The sequence below is a fragment of the Aeromonas sp. 2692-1 genome, assembly GCF_013085505.1.
Taxonomy (GTDB): Bacteria; Pseudomonadota; Gammaproteobacteria; order Enterobacterales; family Aeromonadaceae; genus Aeromonas; species Aeromonas hydrophila.
Map to the genome: position 1 here is coordinate 4,413,943 of NZ_CP038513.1, position 17,252 is coordinate 4,431,194.

A 17,252-nucleotide genomic window follows, 5' to 3' on the forward strand; every position below is an offset into this window, starting at 1 on the left:
CCATAGTGGCCGGGAATGTGAACAAATTGCAGCCAATCCCAGGCACCATCGGCCCGACAGATCACAAGGAAGAGAGAGATGCAGCAGCCATTGGAACAGGCCGTCGCCGAGACGATTCTGCAACGCTTCGAGTCGTTTTACAGCCGGTTTCTCGAGATAACCCAGGGCAGCAAGAGTCGCTTCGAGAACAGCGACTGGCTGGGGGTGCAGCTCGCCGGGCGCGAGCGCATTCGCCTCTACGATCATCACGTCGGCGCCACCACGGCGCTGATCAAGCAGATGATGGGGGCGACCCTGCCAAGCCAGGCACTGCTCAAGCAGGTGAAGGGGGCGTTCAGCGATCTGCTGCCCAAGTGCGAAAACTTCGAGGTGGCGGAGTCCTTCTTCAACTCCGTCTATCGCCGCATCTTCCGCCATCGCAACATCCGCGACGAGAACCTCTATATCCATCCATTTCGCAGCCGGGGAGAACACCCCGACCTGAGCGCCCTGCTGCGCATCTATCGCACCGATCTCGCCCACCTGCCGCAGACCCTGAGCCAGCTGCTGGGGGATTACAGCTTCACCCTGCCCTATGAGGACAAACAGCGGGATATTGTCGACATCCAGCGCCATCTTGCCGAGAACGGGCCGGCCATCCTGCACGATGAACCGTTCGCCATCGAGCTGCTCAAGGAGGTGTTCTACCGCAACAAGGGGGCCTATCTGGTGGGGCTGATCCGGGTCAAGGGGCAGGTGTTTCCCTTCATCCTGCCGCTGCTCAGTACCGGCCAGAGCATCTATGTGGACACCGTCATCTTCGAGCCGGAGCTGGCCTCCATCGTGTTCGGCTTCGCCCGCGCCTACTTCATGGTCTATGCCCCCGTGCCGGCGCTGTTCGTGCTGTTTCTGCGCCAGATCATGCCCCACAAGCCCGATTATGAAATCTACAACGCCATCGGTTGCCAGAAGCACGGCAAGACCGAGCTCTATCGCCACTATCAGCAGCACCTGGCCCAGAGCCGGGAGCAGTTCGTCATCGCCCCCGGCATCAAGGGGATGGTGATGAGCGTGTTTACCCTCCCCTCCTATGACGTGGTGTTCAAGGTGATCAAGGACGAGTTCACGCCCCCCAAGGATGTGAGCCACGAGCAGGTGAAGGCGAAGTACCGGCTGGTAAAACAGCACGACCGGGTGGGCCGCATGGCCGATACCCAGGAGTTCACCAACTTCGAGTTTCCCCTCGATCGCATCTCGCCGGAGCTGTTGGCCGAGCTCAAGACGGTGGCCCCGTCTGCGCTGACCCTCACCGACGACAAGCTGGTGATCAAGCACCTCTACACCGAGCGCAAGATGATCCCGCTCAACCTCTATCTGGACAAGGCGGACGAGCAGCAGACCCGGCTCGCGCTGGAGGAGTACGGCAACGCAATCAAGCAGCTGGCGGCGGCCAACATCTTCCCGGGCGACATGCTGTTCAAGAACTTCGGGGTCACCCGTCACGGTCGGGTGGTGTTCTACGACTACGACGAGATCTGCTACATGACGGAGTGCAACTTCCGCCAGATCCCGCCGCCGCGCTACCCCGAGGATGAGTGGAGCGCAGAACCCTGGTACTCGGTGGCCCCCAACGACATTTTCCCCGAAGAGTTCGCCACCTTCTTGCTGCAAAAACCCCAGGTGCGCGAAATCATGATGCAGCTGCACAAGGAGCTGTTCGATGCCAACTACTGGAAGATGCTGCAGAGCAACATCAAGGAGGGGGTGTTCGAGGATGTCTATCCCTACCGGCGCAAGAAACGCTTCAAGTTTCAGCGTGGGGGCTAGCCCATCCGGGAGCCCAGTTGCAAAAGGGACGCCGTGGCGTCCCTTTTGCGTTGGGCCGTCAGCTCGCGCTACGACAGCCCCTGACAAAAACGTCAGTTACTTGGCGGCAGGCATGGCGTCGAAGGTGAGCAGCGCCGCCTTGTTGGCGTCGCTCAATACCAGCTGCTGACCGCTGATCTGGAAGCTCGCCACTTTCTCCAGCTTCTGCAGATAGAGCATCTCCTTGCCGGCCAGATCGCCCATGCACATCATGCGAGTCGAACCCATGGGGCCCAGCGCCAGCACACCGTCACCCTGCTCGGTGATGGCGCCGAAATAGCGGTTGCAGCCGCCCTTGCCCGCAACCTTGTCACCGGCGACTTGCAGGGTAAAGGTGTCGCCGCTCGCCCCTTGCAGTTGCCAGGTGGAAGCTTGCAGTTGAGTCAGCTTGGAACCAGTTGCCATGGCGCAGCCTCCCAGGGCCAGTACGGCCAGCAGAGTCAGTTTTTTGTTCATGGGTTCACCTCTTGATATCAGCAAAATAGGGGAAGAAACATGGTGATGGGGGCCTGTGTATCATGAGAGCGGAGCAAATCAAAACTGTTTTATTGTGATCGGGGTTCCCTTTACTACCAGCTGGCATGTGCCATGCTTGTATTCCTGTTCCGGACCCAGGGAGGGGAAAAGAATGGTCAAATCATCCGTCATCGCACTCGTCTCATGCCTCAGCCTTACCGCCCAGGCCGCCGACTGGGATTTCCTCAAGAACGACGCCAACAGCCAGCTCTACGTCAAGAGTTACTCCGGCGTGCTGCTCGGCAATCAGACTCATCACAACGACAGTTTCGATCTCTGGCTCATCAATACCGGCTATCAGTATCCGCTGCACGATGGCGTCAGCCTCTACATGGAAGCAGGCCCGGCCATCGGCCCCAGCAGCGAGCAATCCGGCTACAACCTGAGCTCGGGGGTGCGCTATCAGCTCTCCCCCATGCTCAACATCGGCAGCCAGCTCAAACAGCTGGAAGTGAACAAGCCCAGCACCCTGCTGGAGCTCAACACCAGCCTGCTGCTGACCCCGCAACTGGCCATCACCGCCAACTACGGCGTCAGCGCCTTTAGCACCGAACAATCCCTCAGCGTCGGGGTCGGCTTCAACTTCTAGCGGGATCAGATCAACCGGGTGGCGCTCACCAGCACGCCGTTGAGATCGGCGTAGACGTAGTCACCCGGATGTATGGTCACCCCGGCAAACGACACCACGGCATCCAGTTCCCCTTGTCCCCGCTTCTCGGTTTTGACCGGACAGGGCCCCAATGCCTTGACCCCCAGCGCCAGTGTCGCCAGCGTGCCCACGTCGCGCACGGCGCCGTAGATCACGATGCCTTCCCAGCCCTGCTCCGCCGCCTTGATCGCCAGCTGATCACCGAGCAGGGCGCGACGCAGGGAGCCACCGCCATCGATCACCATCACCCGCCCCTGCCCCGGCCGGTTGACCAGCTCCCGCACCAGGCTGTTGTCCTCATAACAGGAGAGGGTGACCGCCTGGCCGTGAAACAGCGCCTTGCCACCAAAATTTTGAAACAGCGGCTCCGCCACCTGCAGGGCATCACCGTACTCGTCACAGAGATCGGGCAGTAGATCCAGCATCATAAGTCTCCTTCCATGGACATGAATTCGCTCATTCTTTCATCAAGCAGAGTCCCTGACAATCCAGTGGGATTCAATTCTGCCCAGATGGTGTGGCTCTCCCGCCAGCAACACCGGCAGCAGCCACAGTTCCCCCTGTTCCACCCAGTAGATGGCATTCTGGCCAAAGCGGGCCGCCAGCCGGATGGCCTCGCTGCGCGTGGAGGCCAGCAGCAGCGACGACTCCTGCCAGCTTTCATCCAGCGAACTGCCCCGGCAGGGCCCCATCACCAGCCAGCGAGGAACCGCCGCAATGGCCCGCCACAGGGCCCGCTGACGGCGGGTATTGCGACGCATTCCCAGCTGGCGGCTGGCAGGATTCCAGGCCGTCACAATGGCGTAGGCAGGCCATTTCGGCGCCGAAAAGGGTGCAATAAAGCAGATTTTTCTGTAGTTTTCCCACAAATTCATGTCAACCACATGTTACATTCCATTACATTTTATAGGGGCGAAAATGGGGGCAACCCCAAGTATCATGCTGTGAACTCAGGGTTTGACCTATATCAAACCAGAGTTAAAAAGTTGCTATCTGACGGCAAAGAGTGTTGTTATGCGCCTGTTAACTGATAAAATGCAGCCACTTTTGTAATGGACTACCTTTCCAGGCTTCTCTCGATCAGACTTATTGAGAGCCTATGTGTGGCACAGGGATGTTTGCCAACGCTGATGCCAAATTCGCGATAATCCGACCTGACATTCATACCCAGGATGACGTAATAAATTTTCAGGACCGGTCGGGTAACGCCAAAGAGTGTTAAAATTTAGATAACTAACTGATAAGAATCTGGGAATACTCATGCAAACACCACACATTCTGATCGTCGAAGACGAACTGGTCACTCGCAATACCCTGAAAAGCATCTTCGAGGCAGAGGGCTATATCGTGCTCGAAGCCAACAATGGCGACGAGATGCATCAGGCTCTGACTTCCCACACCATCAATCTGGTGATCATGGACATCAACCTGCCGGGCAAGAATGGCCTGCTGCTGGCACGCGAGCTGCGTGAGGACGACAACATCGCCCTGATGTTCCTGACCGGTCGTGACAACGAAGTGGACAAGATCCTGGGTCTGGAGATCGGTGCCGACGATTACATCACCAAGCCGTTCAACCCCCGTGAGCTGACCATCCGTGCCCGCAACCTGCTGAGCCGCACCATGAACGTGGCCGCCGGTGGTGAAGAGAAGAAGCTGGTGGAGCGTTACCTGTTCAACGGCTGGGCTCTGGACATCAACAGCCGCGCCCTGGTCAGCCCGGCTGGCGACATGTTCAAGCTGCCGCGCTCCGAGTTCCGCGCCATGCTGCACTTCTGCGAAAACCCGGGCCAGATCCAGACCCGTGCCGAGCTGCTCAAGAAGATGACCGGCCGTGAGCTCAAGCCCCACGACCGTACCGTGGATGTCACCATCCGCCGCATCCGCAAGCACTTCGAGAGCGTCAACGACACCCCCGAGATCATCGCCACCATCCACGGCGAAGGCTATCGCTTCTGCGGCGAGCTGGAGCAGGAGTAATCCTCCCTCTCCCCGAGTTGAAAAGGCGCCGATGGCGCCTTTTCCATTTCTGCACCTTTCAGCTTGGCAGATCTGGCACTCTCGCCGGCATCAAAAAACAGACAACAAAAAGCCCACTCGCAGGAGTGGGCTTTTTGCATGAAGGCTGGAGCGGGCAGCGGGAATCGAACCCGCATCATCAGCTTGGAAGGCTGAGGTAATAGCCATTATACGATGCCCGCCTGGCATCAAAACTTGCTTGGTGTGATGGGGAAACCCCACGACAGACAGCCGTTTCGGCTGAGGTGACAACGGCCTTGACCGTTATCTGGAATTTGGAGCGGGTGATGGGAATCGAACCCACGTATGCAGCTTGGGAAGCTACCGTTCTACCATTGAACTACACCCGCGTCAGGGCCTCTACTATATGCATTTTGCCGCCGAGCGCAATCACCTCGATACGGTTTTTTACCGTAAATCAATCTGTTCGACCAACTAATGAGCAGCAAGCCGATTTTTCAATCAACCGTTTTCACAAGCCGGAATTTACAAGGTTGCCAAGCCTGGGGGGCGAGGATAGTCTTGCGCCACTCGACGCGAGGATGGTGGTAATGGATAAAAAAACGCAAAAACGACTCTATGGCTGGTTGCGCAATCAATCGAGCCACGGCCGGCGCTGGATCGGCCTCTCCATCGGCTTTGGCCTGGGTCAGGGCATCCTGATGGTGGCGCAGGCCTGGCTGCTGGCCACCCTGCTGCACGGTTTCATCATCGAAGGCACCACGCCGGCGCAATCCATTCCCCTCTTCATCACCCTGCTGCTGGTGACCCTGACCAAGGCCGCACTGGCTTATGGTCGCGAGGTGGCCAGCTTCAAGGCCGGCAGCGCGGTGCGCCAGGCCATCCGCGAGCTGGTGCTCACCCGCCTCGGCCGGTTGGGGCCGGCCTACATCCAGCGTCGACCGGCCGGCAGCTGGGCCAGCCTACTGCTGGAGCAGATTGAAAACATGCAGGATTTCTTCTCCCGCTACCTGCCGCAGATGGCGATTGCCGTGTTCATTCCGGTGGTGATCCTGGTGGCCGTGTTCCCGGTCAACTGGGCCGCTGGCCTTATCCTGCTGGGCACGGCGCCCCTCATTCCCCTCTTCATGATCCTGGTGGGGGTCGGCGCCGCCGATGCCAACCGCCGCAACTTCCAGGCGCTGGCCCGCCTCTCCGGCCACTTCCTCGATCGCTTGAAGGGGCTGCGCACCCTGCAGCTCTTCATGCGCACCCAGGCGGAAGGGGATGCCATTCGCGATGCGTCGGAAGATTTTCGCGAACGCACCATGGAGGTGCTGCGCCTTGCCTTCCTCAGCACCGCCGTGCTGGAGTTCTTCGCCGCCCTCTCGGTAGCGCTGGTGGCCGTCTACTTCGGCTTCTCCTATATCGATCACCTGAACTTCGGCCACTATGGCACCAAAGTCACCCTCTTTACCGGCCTGTTCGTGCTGTTTCTGGCCCCCGAGTTCTATGCCCCGCTGCGGGAACTCGGCGCCCATTACCACGCCAAGGCGCAGGCCATCGGCGCCGCCGAACAGCTGCTGGAGTTCCTCGAAGCCGAGGTGACGGAACCCGCCTCAGGCCATGCGCCGTTCCATGCCGACGCACCCATCAAGGTAGAAGCCAAAGGCCTTGAAGTGCTGAGCGCCGAGGGCAAGGTGCTGGTCGGCCCCATCGACTTCACCCTGGCGTCCGGCTCGCGCACCGCCCTCATCGGCATCAGCGGCGCCGGCAAGAGCTCGCTGGTCAATGCCCTGCTCGGCTTTGCCCCCTATCGCGGCGAGCTCAAGGTCAACGGCCAGGAGCTGGCCAGCCTCGACATGAGCCAGTGGCGCCGCCAACTGGGCTGGCTCTCCCAGAACCCGCAGCTGTTCCATGCCTCGCTGCGCGACAACCTGTTGCTGGCCAACCCCTCCGCCAGTGACAGCGAACTGGAGGAGGCCCTGAAACGGGCTCAGGCGTGGGAGTTTGCCATGGAGAAGGGGCTCGATTATGCGGTGGGGGATCAGGCCGGCGGCCTCTCGGTCGGCCAGGCCCAGCGCCTCGCCCTGGCTCGAACCCTGCTCAAATCCACCCAGCTGATGGTGCTGGACGAGCCGACCGCCAGCCTGGATCGCCACTCCGAGCGAGCCATCATGACCACGCTCGAACAAGCCGCAGCAGGCCAGACCCTGCTGATGATCACCCACCGCATCGACCAGCTCACCAAGATGGATCAGATCCTGGTGCTAGAGCGTGGCAAGCTGGTGGAGCAAGGCAGCTTCCAGCAACTGAGTTCCGCGCAGGGGCCGTTCGCCCGCCTGCTCTCCCAACGTAACGAGGGTTCTCTCGATGACTGATCTCTTGCCGTTTCTGCGCCTCTATCGCCAACACTGGCTGAGCCTCTCCCTCGGCCTGCTGCTGGCCCTGGTGACCCTGGTCGCCGGGATGGGGCTGCTGTCGCTCTCCGGCTGGTTCCTCTCCGCCGCCGCCGTGGCGGGGATGGCGGTCGCCAGTCGCGACACCTTCAACTACATGACGCCGGCTGGCGGGGTACGCTTCTTCTCCATCATCCGCACCGCCGGCCGCTGGGGTGAGCGGGTGGTGAGCCACGACGCCACCTTCCGGGTGCTGACCCGGCTGCGGGTCTGGTTCTGGCAAAAGCTCTCGCCGCTCTCCACCGGCGCCCTGGCGGGCTTTCGCCAGGCGGACCTGCTCAACCGGCTGGTGGCCGACATCGACGCCATGGACCACGTCTACCTGCGGCTGGTCACCCCCATCGGTGCGGCCCTGCTCAGCACCGCCGGCCTGGTGTTCTTCCTCTCGCTGTTCGATGCCGACCTGGCGCTGATACTGGGCGCCATCCTGCTGTTCGGCATGCTGGCCCTGCCGCTGGTGTTCTACTTCCTCGGCCGCCAGCCCGGTCGCCAGCTGATCGCCGAAAAGTCCAACCTGCGTACCCGTCTGGTGGACTATCTGGATGGTCAGGCCGAACTGCAGATGTTTGCCGCCGCCCCCCAGGCGCGCGACGAGCTGCAGCAGGCCGAGCAAGCGCTGATCCAGGCCCAGGCCCGCATGGCCCGGGTGAGCGGGCTGGCCAACTGCTCGGTGCAACTGCTGAGCGGCTGGACCCTCACCCTGATGCTGTGGCTGGCCGGTCACGGGGTAGCAGGCGCCGCGCCGGATCCCATCACGGCGCTGATGGTGTTCGCCACCCTGGCCAGCTTCGAGGCGCTGATGCCGCTGGCCGGTGCCTTCCAGCACCTCTCCACCAGCCTCACCTCGGCCCGCCGCCTCAACGAGATCCTGCAGGAGGCCAAGGCCCCCGAGTGGGGCCACGAAGAGCGACACGCGCCACAGGGTGCGCTGCAGATAAGCGACCTCTATTTCAGCTACCCAGGCAACCCGCAGCCGGTGCTGCGCGGCTGCACCCTGCAGTTGCAGGCCGGTGAAAAGCTGGCGCTGCTGGGCCAGACCGGCTGCGGCAAATCCACCCTGATGGGACTGCTGACCCGCGAATGGAACCCGCAGGCCGGCAAGATCCTGCTCGATGGCAAGCCGCTCACCGACTACAACGAAGGGGCGCTGCGCGCCTCCCTCTCGGTGGTGAGCCAGCGGGTGCACCTGTTTGCCGATACCCTGCGCGGCAACCTCAAGCTGGCCACCCCCCATGCCAGTGACGAGCAGCTGGTGCAGGTGCTGACCCAGGTCGGCCTTGCCAATCTGCTGGAAGATGACAACGGCCACAGCGACAGCGGGCTCGATGCCTGGCTGGGGGATGGCGGCCGGCCGCTCTCCGGTGGCGAGCGCCGCCGCATCGGCATCGCCCGCGCCCTGCTGCACGACGCGCCGCTCTGGCTGCTGGATGAGCCGACCGAGGGGCTCGACAGCCAGACCGAGCGGGAGATCATGGATCTGTTGTTCCGGTTGGGGGCAGATCGCACCCTGCTGCTCATCTCCCACCGTTTGCTGGGGCTGGAGCAGATGGACCGGATCGCCCTGATGGAAGAGGGGCAGATCCGCCTCTGCGCCCCCCATCAGACGCTGCTGGCGGACGACTACTACCGCAGCCTGCATCAGCGGCTGGCACCGGCCTGATGAGCAACGAGAGAGGGGCGCCCGCTGCTCCCCTCTCTCATGACACCAGGCCAGTCATCTTTGCCGGCAGCGTGAAGCTGCACGGACAACACACGGCCGTATCCTGGTCACACCCCGCCCATACGGCTAAAAATGGGGCTGGTCGACACCGTCGACTGGCCCCTATAATGGCCCCTTCGTTATTCCACAAGATGCCGACATGGAGCGCCTGCGCCTTGCTACTGTCCTCATCACCGACACAAGATACGAGACGATGAAACGCCTGATCCTGATGATGCCCCTGATTGCCTCCGGCTGCGCCGACTTTGCCTTCAACAGCAATCTGGACAAAGAGAACTTCGACGAGTACTTCAAGCCGGGCAGCGTTCAGATCTATGAACAGGGCCAGCTGGCCGATCTCAACTACCTCTATCTCGGCACCGTCGAAGGGGAGTCCTGCCAGAGCGATGCCAAGCAGCCGATCCCCAACGCCGGCGAGGCCCGAACCCTGGCCCGCCGCCGCGTGGCCGACATGGGCGGCAACGGCGTCACCTTCGACAAGTGCGCCGAATTCAGCGACACCCCGGGCTGCCTGAAGCAGGTGATCTGCTACGGCCAGGCGCTGAAAGTCGCCACCGAGAAATAAGCGTCAACTGCAAGGAGCCTGCATGGCACTGGCCATCGTTCGCCTCGGCACGCCCCGCCTGCCCGACGAGGGGCTGCGGATCGGCACCGTGCGCCGCCCGCCCCGCGGCGTGCCCAAAACCGAGTTTGCCAGCCAGGATTGGTACGACGTCTGGTTCCCCAATCTCGCCCCCAGCAACGACACCATGAAGCTGGGCCAGGCTGCCCAGACGCCCGCCCAGTGGAGCGCCTTCTGCAAACAGTACAAGGCCGAGCTGGCGACCCCGGCCGCCAGGCACGATCTGGCGCTGCTGGCCGCCCTCTCCCACACCACCAACCTGTCGGTGGGCTGTTACTGCGAGCAGGAGTCCCGCTGTCATCGCGCCATCTTGCGCGAGCAACTGACCGCCGCCGGCGCCGCCATGCGCACCGAGTAGCTGCGCTCACGCCGAAAAGAAAAGGGCATCTCTCGATGCCCTTTTGCTTTGAAGCCGCATTTGCCGGCCTCTAGCGGACAAGCTGACGCAGCCGCGTCTCCTGCTCGGCCGTGATGCCAGCGGCCACCGCGGCGTCCGGCGCGCCGGCCAGCCACTCGGCCACATCCGCCACCGTCTCCTCCAGCGGCCGAAAGTTGAGGCCCTGCACGATGGCCGCCTCGGCGCTGATGCGGCCATAACCGGCATACTCGGGCTGCTCATTGGGCAACAGGGTCGGATAGCTCTGCCAGGGCTCCACCCCGGCGGCCAGCAGTGCGGGCCAGGGTGCCCATTCGGGCACGATCGCAGTGGCGGGAGCCAGCCTGGCGGCCAGACGATCCACCCAGTCGTTCAGTGCGATACCGGGCTTGACCAGATTGAAGATGCCGCTCAATTGCTGCTCGGCGGCCCGCAGCACAAACTCGGCGCAGTCGCGCACGTCCAGATATTGCAGATGGTCTTCCCCCTGCCCCGGCAGCAGCCAGGGGCCGCCCTGTTGCACCCGTTTCACCCACCAGGCCAGCCGGCCGGTGGGGTCATGAGGGCCGCACAAGACGCCTGGGCGCAAAACGCAGAGTCGCTCGCTCCAACGGGCCCGATACGTGGCCTCGCACAGCACCTTGAGGGGGCCGTAATCTTCCGGCATCTCCCCCTCGGCAATCGCGTGCAGCGGCGCCGACTCGTCCTGCCCGGGCTGGGCGAAGTCGCGATAGACGCTGATGGTGGAGATGAAGATCAACCGCTCGCAGCGCCCGAGCAGGGCGGCCGAGAGGCTAACCGCCTGTTCGGGACGATAGCAGCAGGTGTCGATGGCCAGATCCCAGCTTCCCTGATAGCGATGCAGCGGGGTCAGGTCCTGATCCCGGTCCCCCTGTAGCTGGCTGAGCTCGCGCCAGTCCGGATGCTGGCGTCGGCCGCGATTGAACAAGGTCACCTCGTGGCCCCAGTCCAGCGCCAGCGCAGTGAGATGGCGCCCCAGAAATCCGGTGCCGCCGATGATCAGCAGTTTCATCCCTGTCTCTCCTGTGCGGCGCGGCCCCTCTCCTGCGGTCACGCCGGTTGTAGCGAGCCGCCCTGCTGGCGGACGCGCCTTTCACTCATCCTGCGCCCACCCTACGCAACTTGGCGGCGCGATACAGCCCCGAAGCGGCCGGGATGGGAGCGGGATCACGGCAAGCAGGCGGCCACCGGCTGGCGGGCAAGCCTGCGTTTTGAGGGCCGCTGTGCTACATTGCCGGGGTTTTCAGTCAGGATCCGCCATGAAGTTCGAAATCGACACCCTGGGTATCATCCGCTCTCCCTACAAGGAGAAGTTCGCCATCCCGCGCCAGCCCGGTCTGGTCAAATCGGCCCGCGCCCGCCTCGAGCTGCTGCCCCCCTACGATCAGCCGGACGTGCTGCGCGGCATCGAGCAGTTCTCCCACCTCTGGCTCAGCTTCGTGTTTCACCAGACCATGGCGCAGGGCTGGCACCCGACGGTGCGCCCACCGCGCCTGGGCGGCAACGAGCGGGTCGGGGTGTTTGCCACCCGCTCTACCTTTCGCCCCAACCCGCTCGGCCTCTCGGTGGTCGAACTGCACGGGGTCGGCCGTGAGCGCGGCAAACTCTGGCTCGAACTGGGGGCGGTGGACCTGCTCGATGGCACCCCCATCGTCGACATCAAGCCCTATATCCCCTATGCCGACAGCCTGCCGGATGCCCGCGGCGGTTTCGCCCCCGATGCCCCCACCCCGCCGCTGGCGGTGAGTTTCAGCCCCGAGGCGGAGCAGCAGCTGCAACCCTGGCTCAAGGCCCACCCCGAGCTGCGCCTGCTGGTGAGCGAAGTGCTGGCCCAGGATCCCCGCCCCGCCTACAAGAAGGGCAAGCCGGATGACAAGGAGTACGGCGTCAGGCTGTTTGACTGCAACGTGCGTTTTCGTATCAGCGAGCCCAGTTGCCTGGTGCTCGCCATCGAACCGACCCAGTGAGCCAGCCATAAAAAAACCACCCGCCCGGGTGGTTTTTTGTTGCTTGCCGCGGCTAGGCCACCCTTACAAACGGGTGAGCAACAGGCTGCCGATGGAGTAACCGGCCCCAAACGAGCAGAGCACGCCGCGCGCCCCGGCGGGAAGGTCGCCGTTGTGAAGGTGGAACGCAATGATGGAGCCCGCAGAGCTGGTGTTGCCGTAGCTGTCGAGAATGACCGGCGCCTCCTGCTGGCTGGCATCGTGGCCAAGCAGCTTGCGGGCGATGAACTGGTTCATGGTGAGGTTGGCCTGATGGAGCCAGAGCCGGCTGAGGGAATCTGCTGCCCAGCCCTGCTCGTCAAGCTGGCCGGCAATCTGGTCACACACCAGCGGCAGCACCTCCTTGAACACCTTGCGCCCCTGCTGGCGGAACAGCTTGTCGTCGCCGTAGCGGGTGCGCGGGCTGAGCCGGTTCAGGAAGCCGAAGTTGTTGCGGATGTTGTTGGAGTACTGGGTCACCAGCTTGCTGGCCACCAGTTGCCAGGGGTTGGCCACCTTGCAATCGGCCTCCCGCTCCAGCAGCACGGCGGTACAGGCGTCGCCGAAGATGAAGTGACTGTCCCGATCGCGGAAGTTGAGGTGCCCAGAGCAGATCTCCGGATTGACCACCAGCGCCAGTTTGGCGCTACCGGCCGCCAGCATGTCTGCGGCGGTCTTGATGCCGAAGGTGGCGGAGGAGCAGGCCACGTTCATGTCAAACGCCATGCCGCCCGCACCCAGATAGTGCTGCAGCTCGATGGAGAGGGCCGGATAGGGGCGCGGCATGTTGGAGGCAGCGACGATGACCAGATCGATCTCGCCGGGCTCGCGACCGGCGGCGATCAGTGCCTGCTCGGCGGCGGCCACCGCCATCTCCACCATGATGGAGGGCTTGTCATCGGGTCGCTCGGGCAGCAGCGGCTGCATGATGTCGGGATCCAGCACCCCCTCCTTGCTCACCAGATAACGGCTCTTGATGCCGGAGGCCTTCTCGATGAACTCGCTGCTCGAGTGCTGCTTGGCGGGGAGCTGGCCGGCGTCGATGGCGGAGGCGTTCTCCTCGTTGTAGAGATCCACATACTGGTTGAAGGCGGCCACCAGTGCTTCATTGCTGACGGCAAAGGGAGGGGTATAGAGGCCTGAGCCACTGATCACGATAGAGGTCATCTTTGCTCCTCGCCGGGTTCACTCCCGGCTTGTTGGTCTGTTCGGGTAGAGAGGGTCACAGCTGGTCGATGGCCGCAGCCAGACCCGCCAGGGTCAGAGGGTGCATGCGCCCACCGATCAATTCGTTCATCAGCTTGATGGAGGGGTGCCAGAGCCACTCCCGGCGCGGGGTGGGATTGATCCACACCAGCTTGGGAAAGTACTGCTGCAGGCGGGCCAGCCACACCTGGCCGGCCTCCTCGTTCCAATACTCGACGCTGCCGCCGGGCCAGGTGATCTCATAGGGGCCCATGGTGGCATCCCCCACCAGGATCACCTTGTAGTCGCTGCCGTAGGTGCGCAGCAGGCGCAGGGTATCGAAGCGCTCCTCGTGCCGGCGGGCGTTGTCCTGCCAGACGAAGTCGTAGAGACAGTTGTGAAAATAGAAGTACTCCAGATGCTTGAACTCGTGGCGCAAGGCCGAGAAGAGCCGCTGCACCTCGGCCACGTGGGCATCCATGGAGCCCCCCACATCGAAGAAGACCAGCAGTTTGACCCCGTTGTGGCGCTCGGGTTTGAGCTTCACATCGAGCCAGCCCTGTCTGGCCGTGCTCTGGATGGTGTCGTCGAGATCCAGCTCGTCGGGGTTGCCCTTGCGCACCCAGCGCCTGAGCTTGCGCAGCGCCAGCTGGATGGCCCGTTGCCCAAGCGGTGAATCGTCGCTGAAGTTGCGGTAATGCCTTGCCTCCCACACCTTGACGGCCTTGCCATGCTGGCCCTCTCCCCCCATGCGCACTCCTTCCGGGTGAAAACCGCCGTGACCGAACGGGCTGCTGCCGCCGGTACCGACCCACTTGTTGCCGCCGGCGTGACGCTCCTTCTGCTCGCTTAACCGCTGGTTGACGGTCTCCAGCAGCTTGTCGAGTCCGCCGAGGGATTTGAGCAACGCCTTCTCCTCGGCGCTCAACAGTCGTTCGAACTCCTTGCGCAGCCACTCCTCGGGCAGGCTCTCCGGCAGCAGGGGAATGGCGTCCAGACCCTCGTAGTACTCGGCGAAGGCACGATCGAAGCGATCGTAGTGAGCCTCGTCTTTTACCAGCAGGCAGCGGGAGAGCTGGTAGAACTCGTCCATGTCGAGGCTGGCCAGCCGGGCTGCCAGCGCCGCGTGCAAGTCCAGCAGTTCACGCAGACTGCAGGGGAGCTTGTGGCGGCGCAGGTGGGTAAAAAAGTCGATCAGCATGAGTCAGCTGCCGCGTCTGGCCAGAAAGGCAAGCTTCTCGAACAGATGCAGGTCCTGCTCGGTCTTGAGCAGGGCGCCGTAGAGGGCGGGCACCAGCTTGCCGGGCTCGCGGGTGCGCATCGCCTCGGGGGCGATGTCGTCGGCCAAGAGCAGCCGGATCCAGTCCAGCAGCTCCGAGGTGGAGGGCTTCTTGCGCAGCCCCTCTACCTCGCGCAGCTCGAAGAAGAGATCCATCGCCTCGCCGAGCAGGCTCTCCTTGAGGTTTGGGTAGTGGAGCTTGACGATGGCCTGCATCTCGGCCTTGTCGGGGAAGCGGATGTAGTGGAAGAAGCAGCGGCGCAGGAAGGCGTCCGGCAGCTCCTTCTCGTTGTTGGAGGTGATGATGACCACCGGCCGCTGCTGGGCCTTGACTCGCTCGCCGGTCTCGTAGACGTCAAATTCCATCCGATCGAGCTCCTGCAGCAGATCGTTGGGGAACTCGATGTCCGCCTTGTCGATTTCATCGATGAGCAGCACCGGGCGCTGGTCGGCGGTGAAGGCCTGCCACAGCTTGCCACGACGGATGTAGTGGCTGATCTCCCCTACCCTGGGGTCGCCGAGCTGGGAGTCGCGCAGCCTGGCCACCGCATCGTACTCATAGAGCCCCTGCTGGGCCTTGGTAGTGGATTTGATGTGCCAGGCAATCAGCTCGGTGCCCAGATGGCGGGCCACCGCTTCGGCCAGCTCGGTCTTGCCTGTGCCGGGTTCCCCTTTGATAAGCAAGGGTTTTTCCAGCACGATGGCGGCATTGACCGCCATCTTGAGCGATTCAGAGGCGAGATAGCGATCGCTTCCTGCAAATCCCATAACGTCTATTCCTTTGACGATGAGAGACCTTTTTGAGATCGAGGCCTCAATAAGAAAGAATAAGCTCTATATCTTGTAATAACATATTGTTATAACAAATCGTCACTTCTCATTCAGAAACCACAGGGTAATCTTGTTTCATCGCCGTAACAAACAGGGATAGCACCATGAGCAAAATTTTTGAGGACAACAGCCAGACCATAGGTCACACCCCGCTGGTTCGTCTCAACCGTGTTACCAAGGGCCGCGTGCTGGCCAAGATTGAGAGCCGTAACCCGAGCTTCAGCGTCAAGTGCCGCATCGGCGCCAACCTGATCTGGGATGCCGAGAAACGCGGCGTCCTGACCAAGGGTAAGGAGATCATCGAACCCACCAGCGGTAACACGGGTATTGCTCTGGCCTTCGTGGCCGCCGCCCGTGGCTATCCCATCACATTGACCATGCCGGCCACCATGAGCCTGGAGCGCCGCAAGCTGCTCAAGGCACTCGGCGCCAATCTGGTGCTGACCGAAGGGCCGCTGGGCATGAAGGGCGCCATTGCCAAGGCCAACGAGATCCTCGAATCCGAGCCGGGCAAATACGTGCTGCTGCAACAGTTTGAAAACCCCGCCAACCCGGAAATCCACGAGAAGACCACTGGCCCCGAGATCTGGGATGCCACCGATGGTCAGGTGGATGTGTTCGTGGCTGGGGTCGGTACCGGCGGCACCATCACGGGTGTCTCCCGCTACCTGAAACAGACCAAGGGCAAGGCGGTGGTCTCCGTCGCCGTCGAGCCGAGCGAATCGCCGGTGATCAGCCAGCGTCTGGCCGGTCTTGAAATCAAACCGGGCCCCCACAAGATCCAGGGTATCGGTGCCGGCTTCATCCCGGGCAACCTGGACCTGACTCTGCTGGACCGCGTCGAGCAGGTGAACAGCGATGACGCCATCGAGATGGCTCGCCGCCTGATGGAAGAGGAAGGGATCCTGGCCGGGATCAGCTCAGGCGCCGCCGTGGTGGCCGCAGCCCGCCTCGCCGAGCTCCCGGAGTTTGCCGACAAGACCATCGTCGTCATTCTGCCGAGCGCCGCCGAGCGTTACCTCTCCAGCGCCCTGTTTGCCGGGGTGTTCAGCGAGCAGGAACTGCAGCAATAAGTGATCGGATTATTTCAAAACAACGGCGCTCCCAGGAGCGCCGTTTCTTTATGAGCTAGACTGAGCACTTGGCAGCGCCAGTCGACCCCTTATTTTTCGGGGTAAAATAACAAGCAACCCAGCGACAAAAAAAGCAGACATTCTGTGATAAATCTCATATCCTGTGCCGCGTCACGAGGTGTTTGCCGACTAGGTATCACAAAGTAACAAAGTGTTATTTTTCGTTATAAAATAATTTCAAGCCAGCATTGACGCGGCTTGTAGAGCGATAACGGAAAAGAGTTGAGGCAGACACCGAATACTGCACAGAAAATTGACCTGGATTAAACCATTGCAGGTCTGATTTCGTTACTTTACAACATATCCATACTGACACGGTGCGAGAAGGAAGCGTCAAAAGCATCCCTCACACCAAAAAATATCAATAATATGGGGTGAAACCATGTACGAGAAGTCTGTTGTTATTACTGCTGAAAACGGCCTGCACACCCGTCCGGCAGCTCAGTTCGTGAAAGAAGCCAAAGAATTCCAAAGCGAGATCACTGTGGTCTCCGGTGGCAAATCCGCCAGCGCCAAGAGCCTGTTCAAGCTGCAGACCCTGGGCCTGACCAAAGGCACCAACGTGACCATCCAGGCCGACGGCCCGGACGCTCAGAAAGCCGTTGAGAAGCTGGTTGCCCTGATGGACGAGCTGGAGTAATCCAGCTTTATTCCTCCCCCACAGTCGTTTTA

General features: G+C 62.0%; 17 protein-coding genes and 2 tRNA genes. 10 read left to right on the forward strand and 9 right to left on the reverse strand.

Translation table 11 applies throughout. The features are described from left to right. Nucleotides 1-78 precede the first annotated feature (78 nt). Nucleotides 79-1,806 (forward strand): bifunctional isocitrate dehydrogenase kinase/phosphatase, encoded by a 1,728-nt coding sequence (gene aceK, locus E5E97_RS20490; RefSeq protein ID WP_171280944.1) that lies wholly within the window; start codon nt 79-81, stop codon nt 1,804-1,806. 96 nt (nt 1,807-1,902) lie between these two features. Here aceK and E5E97_RS20495 read toward each other — a convergent pair whose 3' ends face one another. After that, the gene (locus E5E97_RS20495) at nt 1,903-2,301 is read right to left on the reverse strand and encodes an META domain-containing protein (RefSeq protein WP_171280945.1); all 399 of its coding nucleotides are present in this window, start codon (nt 2,299-2,301) and stop codon (nt 1,903-1,905) included. 172 nt (nt 2,302-2,473) lie between these two features. On the opposite strand from E5E97_RS20495, the gene E5E97_RS20500 reads away from it, so the two are divergent. Then, nucleotides 2,474-2,950, forward strand: a complete 477-nt coding sequence (locus E5E97_RS20500) for a hypothetical protein (protein WP_024943683.1) — start codon at nt 2,474-2,476, stop codon at nt 2,948-2,950. Between the two features lie 5 nt (nt 2,951-2,955). Here the strand turns inward: E5E97_RS20500 and E5E97_RS20505 are convergent, their stop codons facing one another. Together E5E97_RS20505 and E5E97_RS20510 are read right to left on the reverse strand one after the other, a co-directional pair. Further along, entirely contained in the window at nt 2,956-3,435 is a 480-nt protein-coding gene (locus E5E97_RS20505) for a putative 4-hydroxy-4-methyl-2-oxoglutarate aldolase (protein WP_043127489.1), read from the reverse strand. Between the two features lie 42 nt (nt 3,436-3,477). Then, entirely contained in the window at nt 3,478-3,894 is a 417-nt protein-coding gene (locus tag E5E97_RS20510) for a DUF3293 domain-containing protein (protein ID WP_060390062.1), read from the reverse strand. A 376-nt stretch (nt 3,895-4,270) separates the two neighbouring features. On the opposite strand from E5E97_RS20510, the gene arcA reads away from it, so the two are divergent. Then, nucleotides 4,271-4,990 carry a two-component system response regulator ArcA gene (arcA, locus tag E5E97_RS20515; RefSeq protein ID WP_011706824.1) on the forward strand — a complete coding sequence of 240 codons (720 nt, stop codon included), beginning with the start codon at nt 4,271-4,273 and terminating at the stop codon, nt 4,988-4,990. Between the two features lie 146 nt (nt 4,991-5,136). Here arcA and E5E97_RS20520 read toward each other — a convergent pair. Together E5E97_RS20520 and E5E97_RS20525 are read right to left on the reverse strand one after the other, a co-directional pair. After that, a tRNA-Gly gene (locus E5E97_RS20520) sits at nt 5,137-5,211 on the reverse strand. 94 nt (nt 5,212-5,305) lie between these two features. Continuing rightward, a tRNA-Gly gene (locus E5E97_RS20525) sits at nt 5,306-5,379 on the reverse strand. Nucleotides 5,380-5,580: 201 nt separating this feature from the next. Here E5E97_RS20525 and cydD point away from each other — a divergent pair. The 4 genes from cydD (at nt 5,581) to E5E97_RS20545 (ending at nt 10,128) form a co-directional block, all read left to right on the forward strand. Then, nucleotides 5,581-7,350 carry a cysteine/glutathione ABC transporter permease/ATP-binding protein CydD gene (gene cydD / locus E5E97_RS20530; protein WP_171280946.1) on the forward strand — a complete coding sequence of 590 codons (1,770 nt, stop codon included), beginning with the start codon at nt 5,581-5,583 and terminating at the stop codon, nt 7,348-7,350. Next, nucleotides 7,343-9,088, forward strand: a complete 1,746-nt coding sequence (cydC, locus tag E5E97_RS20535; protein ID WP_171280947.1) for a cysteine/glutathione ABC transporter ATP-binding protein/permease CydC — start codon at nt 7,343-7,345, stop codon at nt 9,086-9,088. Before cydD ends, cydC begins: the two co-directional genes overlap by 8 nt. Before the next feature lie 253 nt (nt 9,089-9,341). Continuing rightward, on the forward strand, nt 9,342-9,713 hold the full coding sequence (gene rcsF / locus E5E97_RS20540; RefSeq protein WP_010633326.1) for an Rcs stress response system protein RcsF: 372 nt from the start codon (nt 9,342-9,344) through the stop codon (nt 9,711-9,713). A 22-nt stretch (nt 9,714-9,735) separates the two neighbouring features. After that, nucleotides 9,736-10,128, forward strand: coding sequence for a DUF488 domain-containing protein (locus E5E97_RS20545; protein WP_171280948.1), 393 nt, complete (start codon nt 9,736-9,738; stop codon nt 10,126-10,128). Nucleotides 10,129-10,198: 70 nt separating this feature from the next. On the opposite strand, the gene E5E97_RS20550 is transcribed toward E5E97_RS20545, so the two are convergent. Then, complete coding sequence (locus E5E97_RS20550) at nt 10,199-11,179, reverse strand: NAD-dependent epimerase/dehydratase family protein (protein WP_171280949.1); 981 nt, start codon at nt 11,177-11,179, stop codon at nt 10,199-10,201. 247 nt (nt 11,180-11,426) lie between these two features. Here E5E97_RS20550 and tsaA point away from each other — a divergent pair, with 247 nt between their 5' ends. Further along, a complete protein-coding gene (gene tsaA, locus E5E97_RS20555; RefSeq protein WP_065476496.1) occupies nt 11,427-12,134 on the forward strand; it encodes a tRNA (N6-threonylcarbamoyladenosine(37)-N6)-methyltransferase TrmO in 708 nt (235 codons plus the stop codon). 63 nt (nt 12,135-12,197) lie between these two features. Here tsaA and E5E97_RS20560 read toward each other — a convergent pair whose 3' ends face one another. Genes E5E97_RS20560 through E5E97_RS20570 form a run of 3 tightly spaced genes read right to left on the reverse strand, consistent with a single transcriptional unit; the run spans nt 12,198 to nt 15,384 of the window. After that, on the reverse strand, nt 12,198-13,319 hold the full coding sequence (locus E5E97_RS20560) for a beta-ketoacyl-ACP synthase III (protein ID WP_106553054.1): 1,122 nt from the start codon (nt 13,317-13,319) through the stop codon (nt 12,198-12,200). Between the two features lie 55 nt (nt 13,320-13,374). Further along, nucleotides 13,375-14,538, reverse strand: coding sequence for a VWA domain-containing protein (locus E5E97_RS20565; RefSeq protein ID WP_171280950.1), 1,164 nt, complete (start codon nt 14,536-14,538; stop codon nt 13,375-13,377). Between the two features lie 3 nt (nt 14,539-14,541). After that, nucleotides 14,542-15,384, reverse strand: a complete 843-nt coding sequence (locus E5E97_RS20570) for a MoxR family ATPase (protein ID WP_171280951.1) — start codon at nt 15,382-15,384, stop codon at nt 14,542-14,544. Between the two features lie 167 nt (nt 15,385-15,551). Between E5E97_RS20570 and cysK the strand changes: the two genes are divergently transcribed. Together cysK and E5E97_RS20580 are read left to right on the forward strand one after the other, a co-directional pair. Beyond that, nucleotides 15,552-16,520, forward strand: a complete 969-nt coding sequence (cysK, locus tag E5E97_RS20575) for a cysteine synthase A (protein WP_011706833.1) — start codon at nt 15,552-15,554, stop codon at nt 16,518-16,520. A gap of 442 nt (nt 16,521-16,962) precedes the next feature. Beyond that, nucleotides 16,963-17,220 carry an HPr family phosphocarrier protein gene (locus E5E97_RS20580; protein WP_005303128.1) on the forward strand — a complete coding sequence of 86 codons (258 nt, stop codon included), beginning with the start codon at nt 16,963-16,965 and terminating at the stop codon, nt 17,218-17,220. The last annotated feature ends 32 nt before the right edge of the window (nt 17,221-17,252 follow it).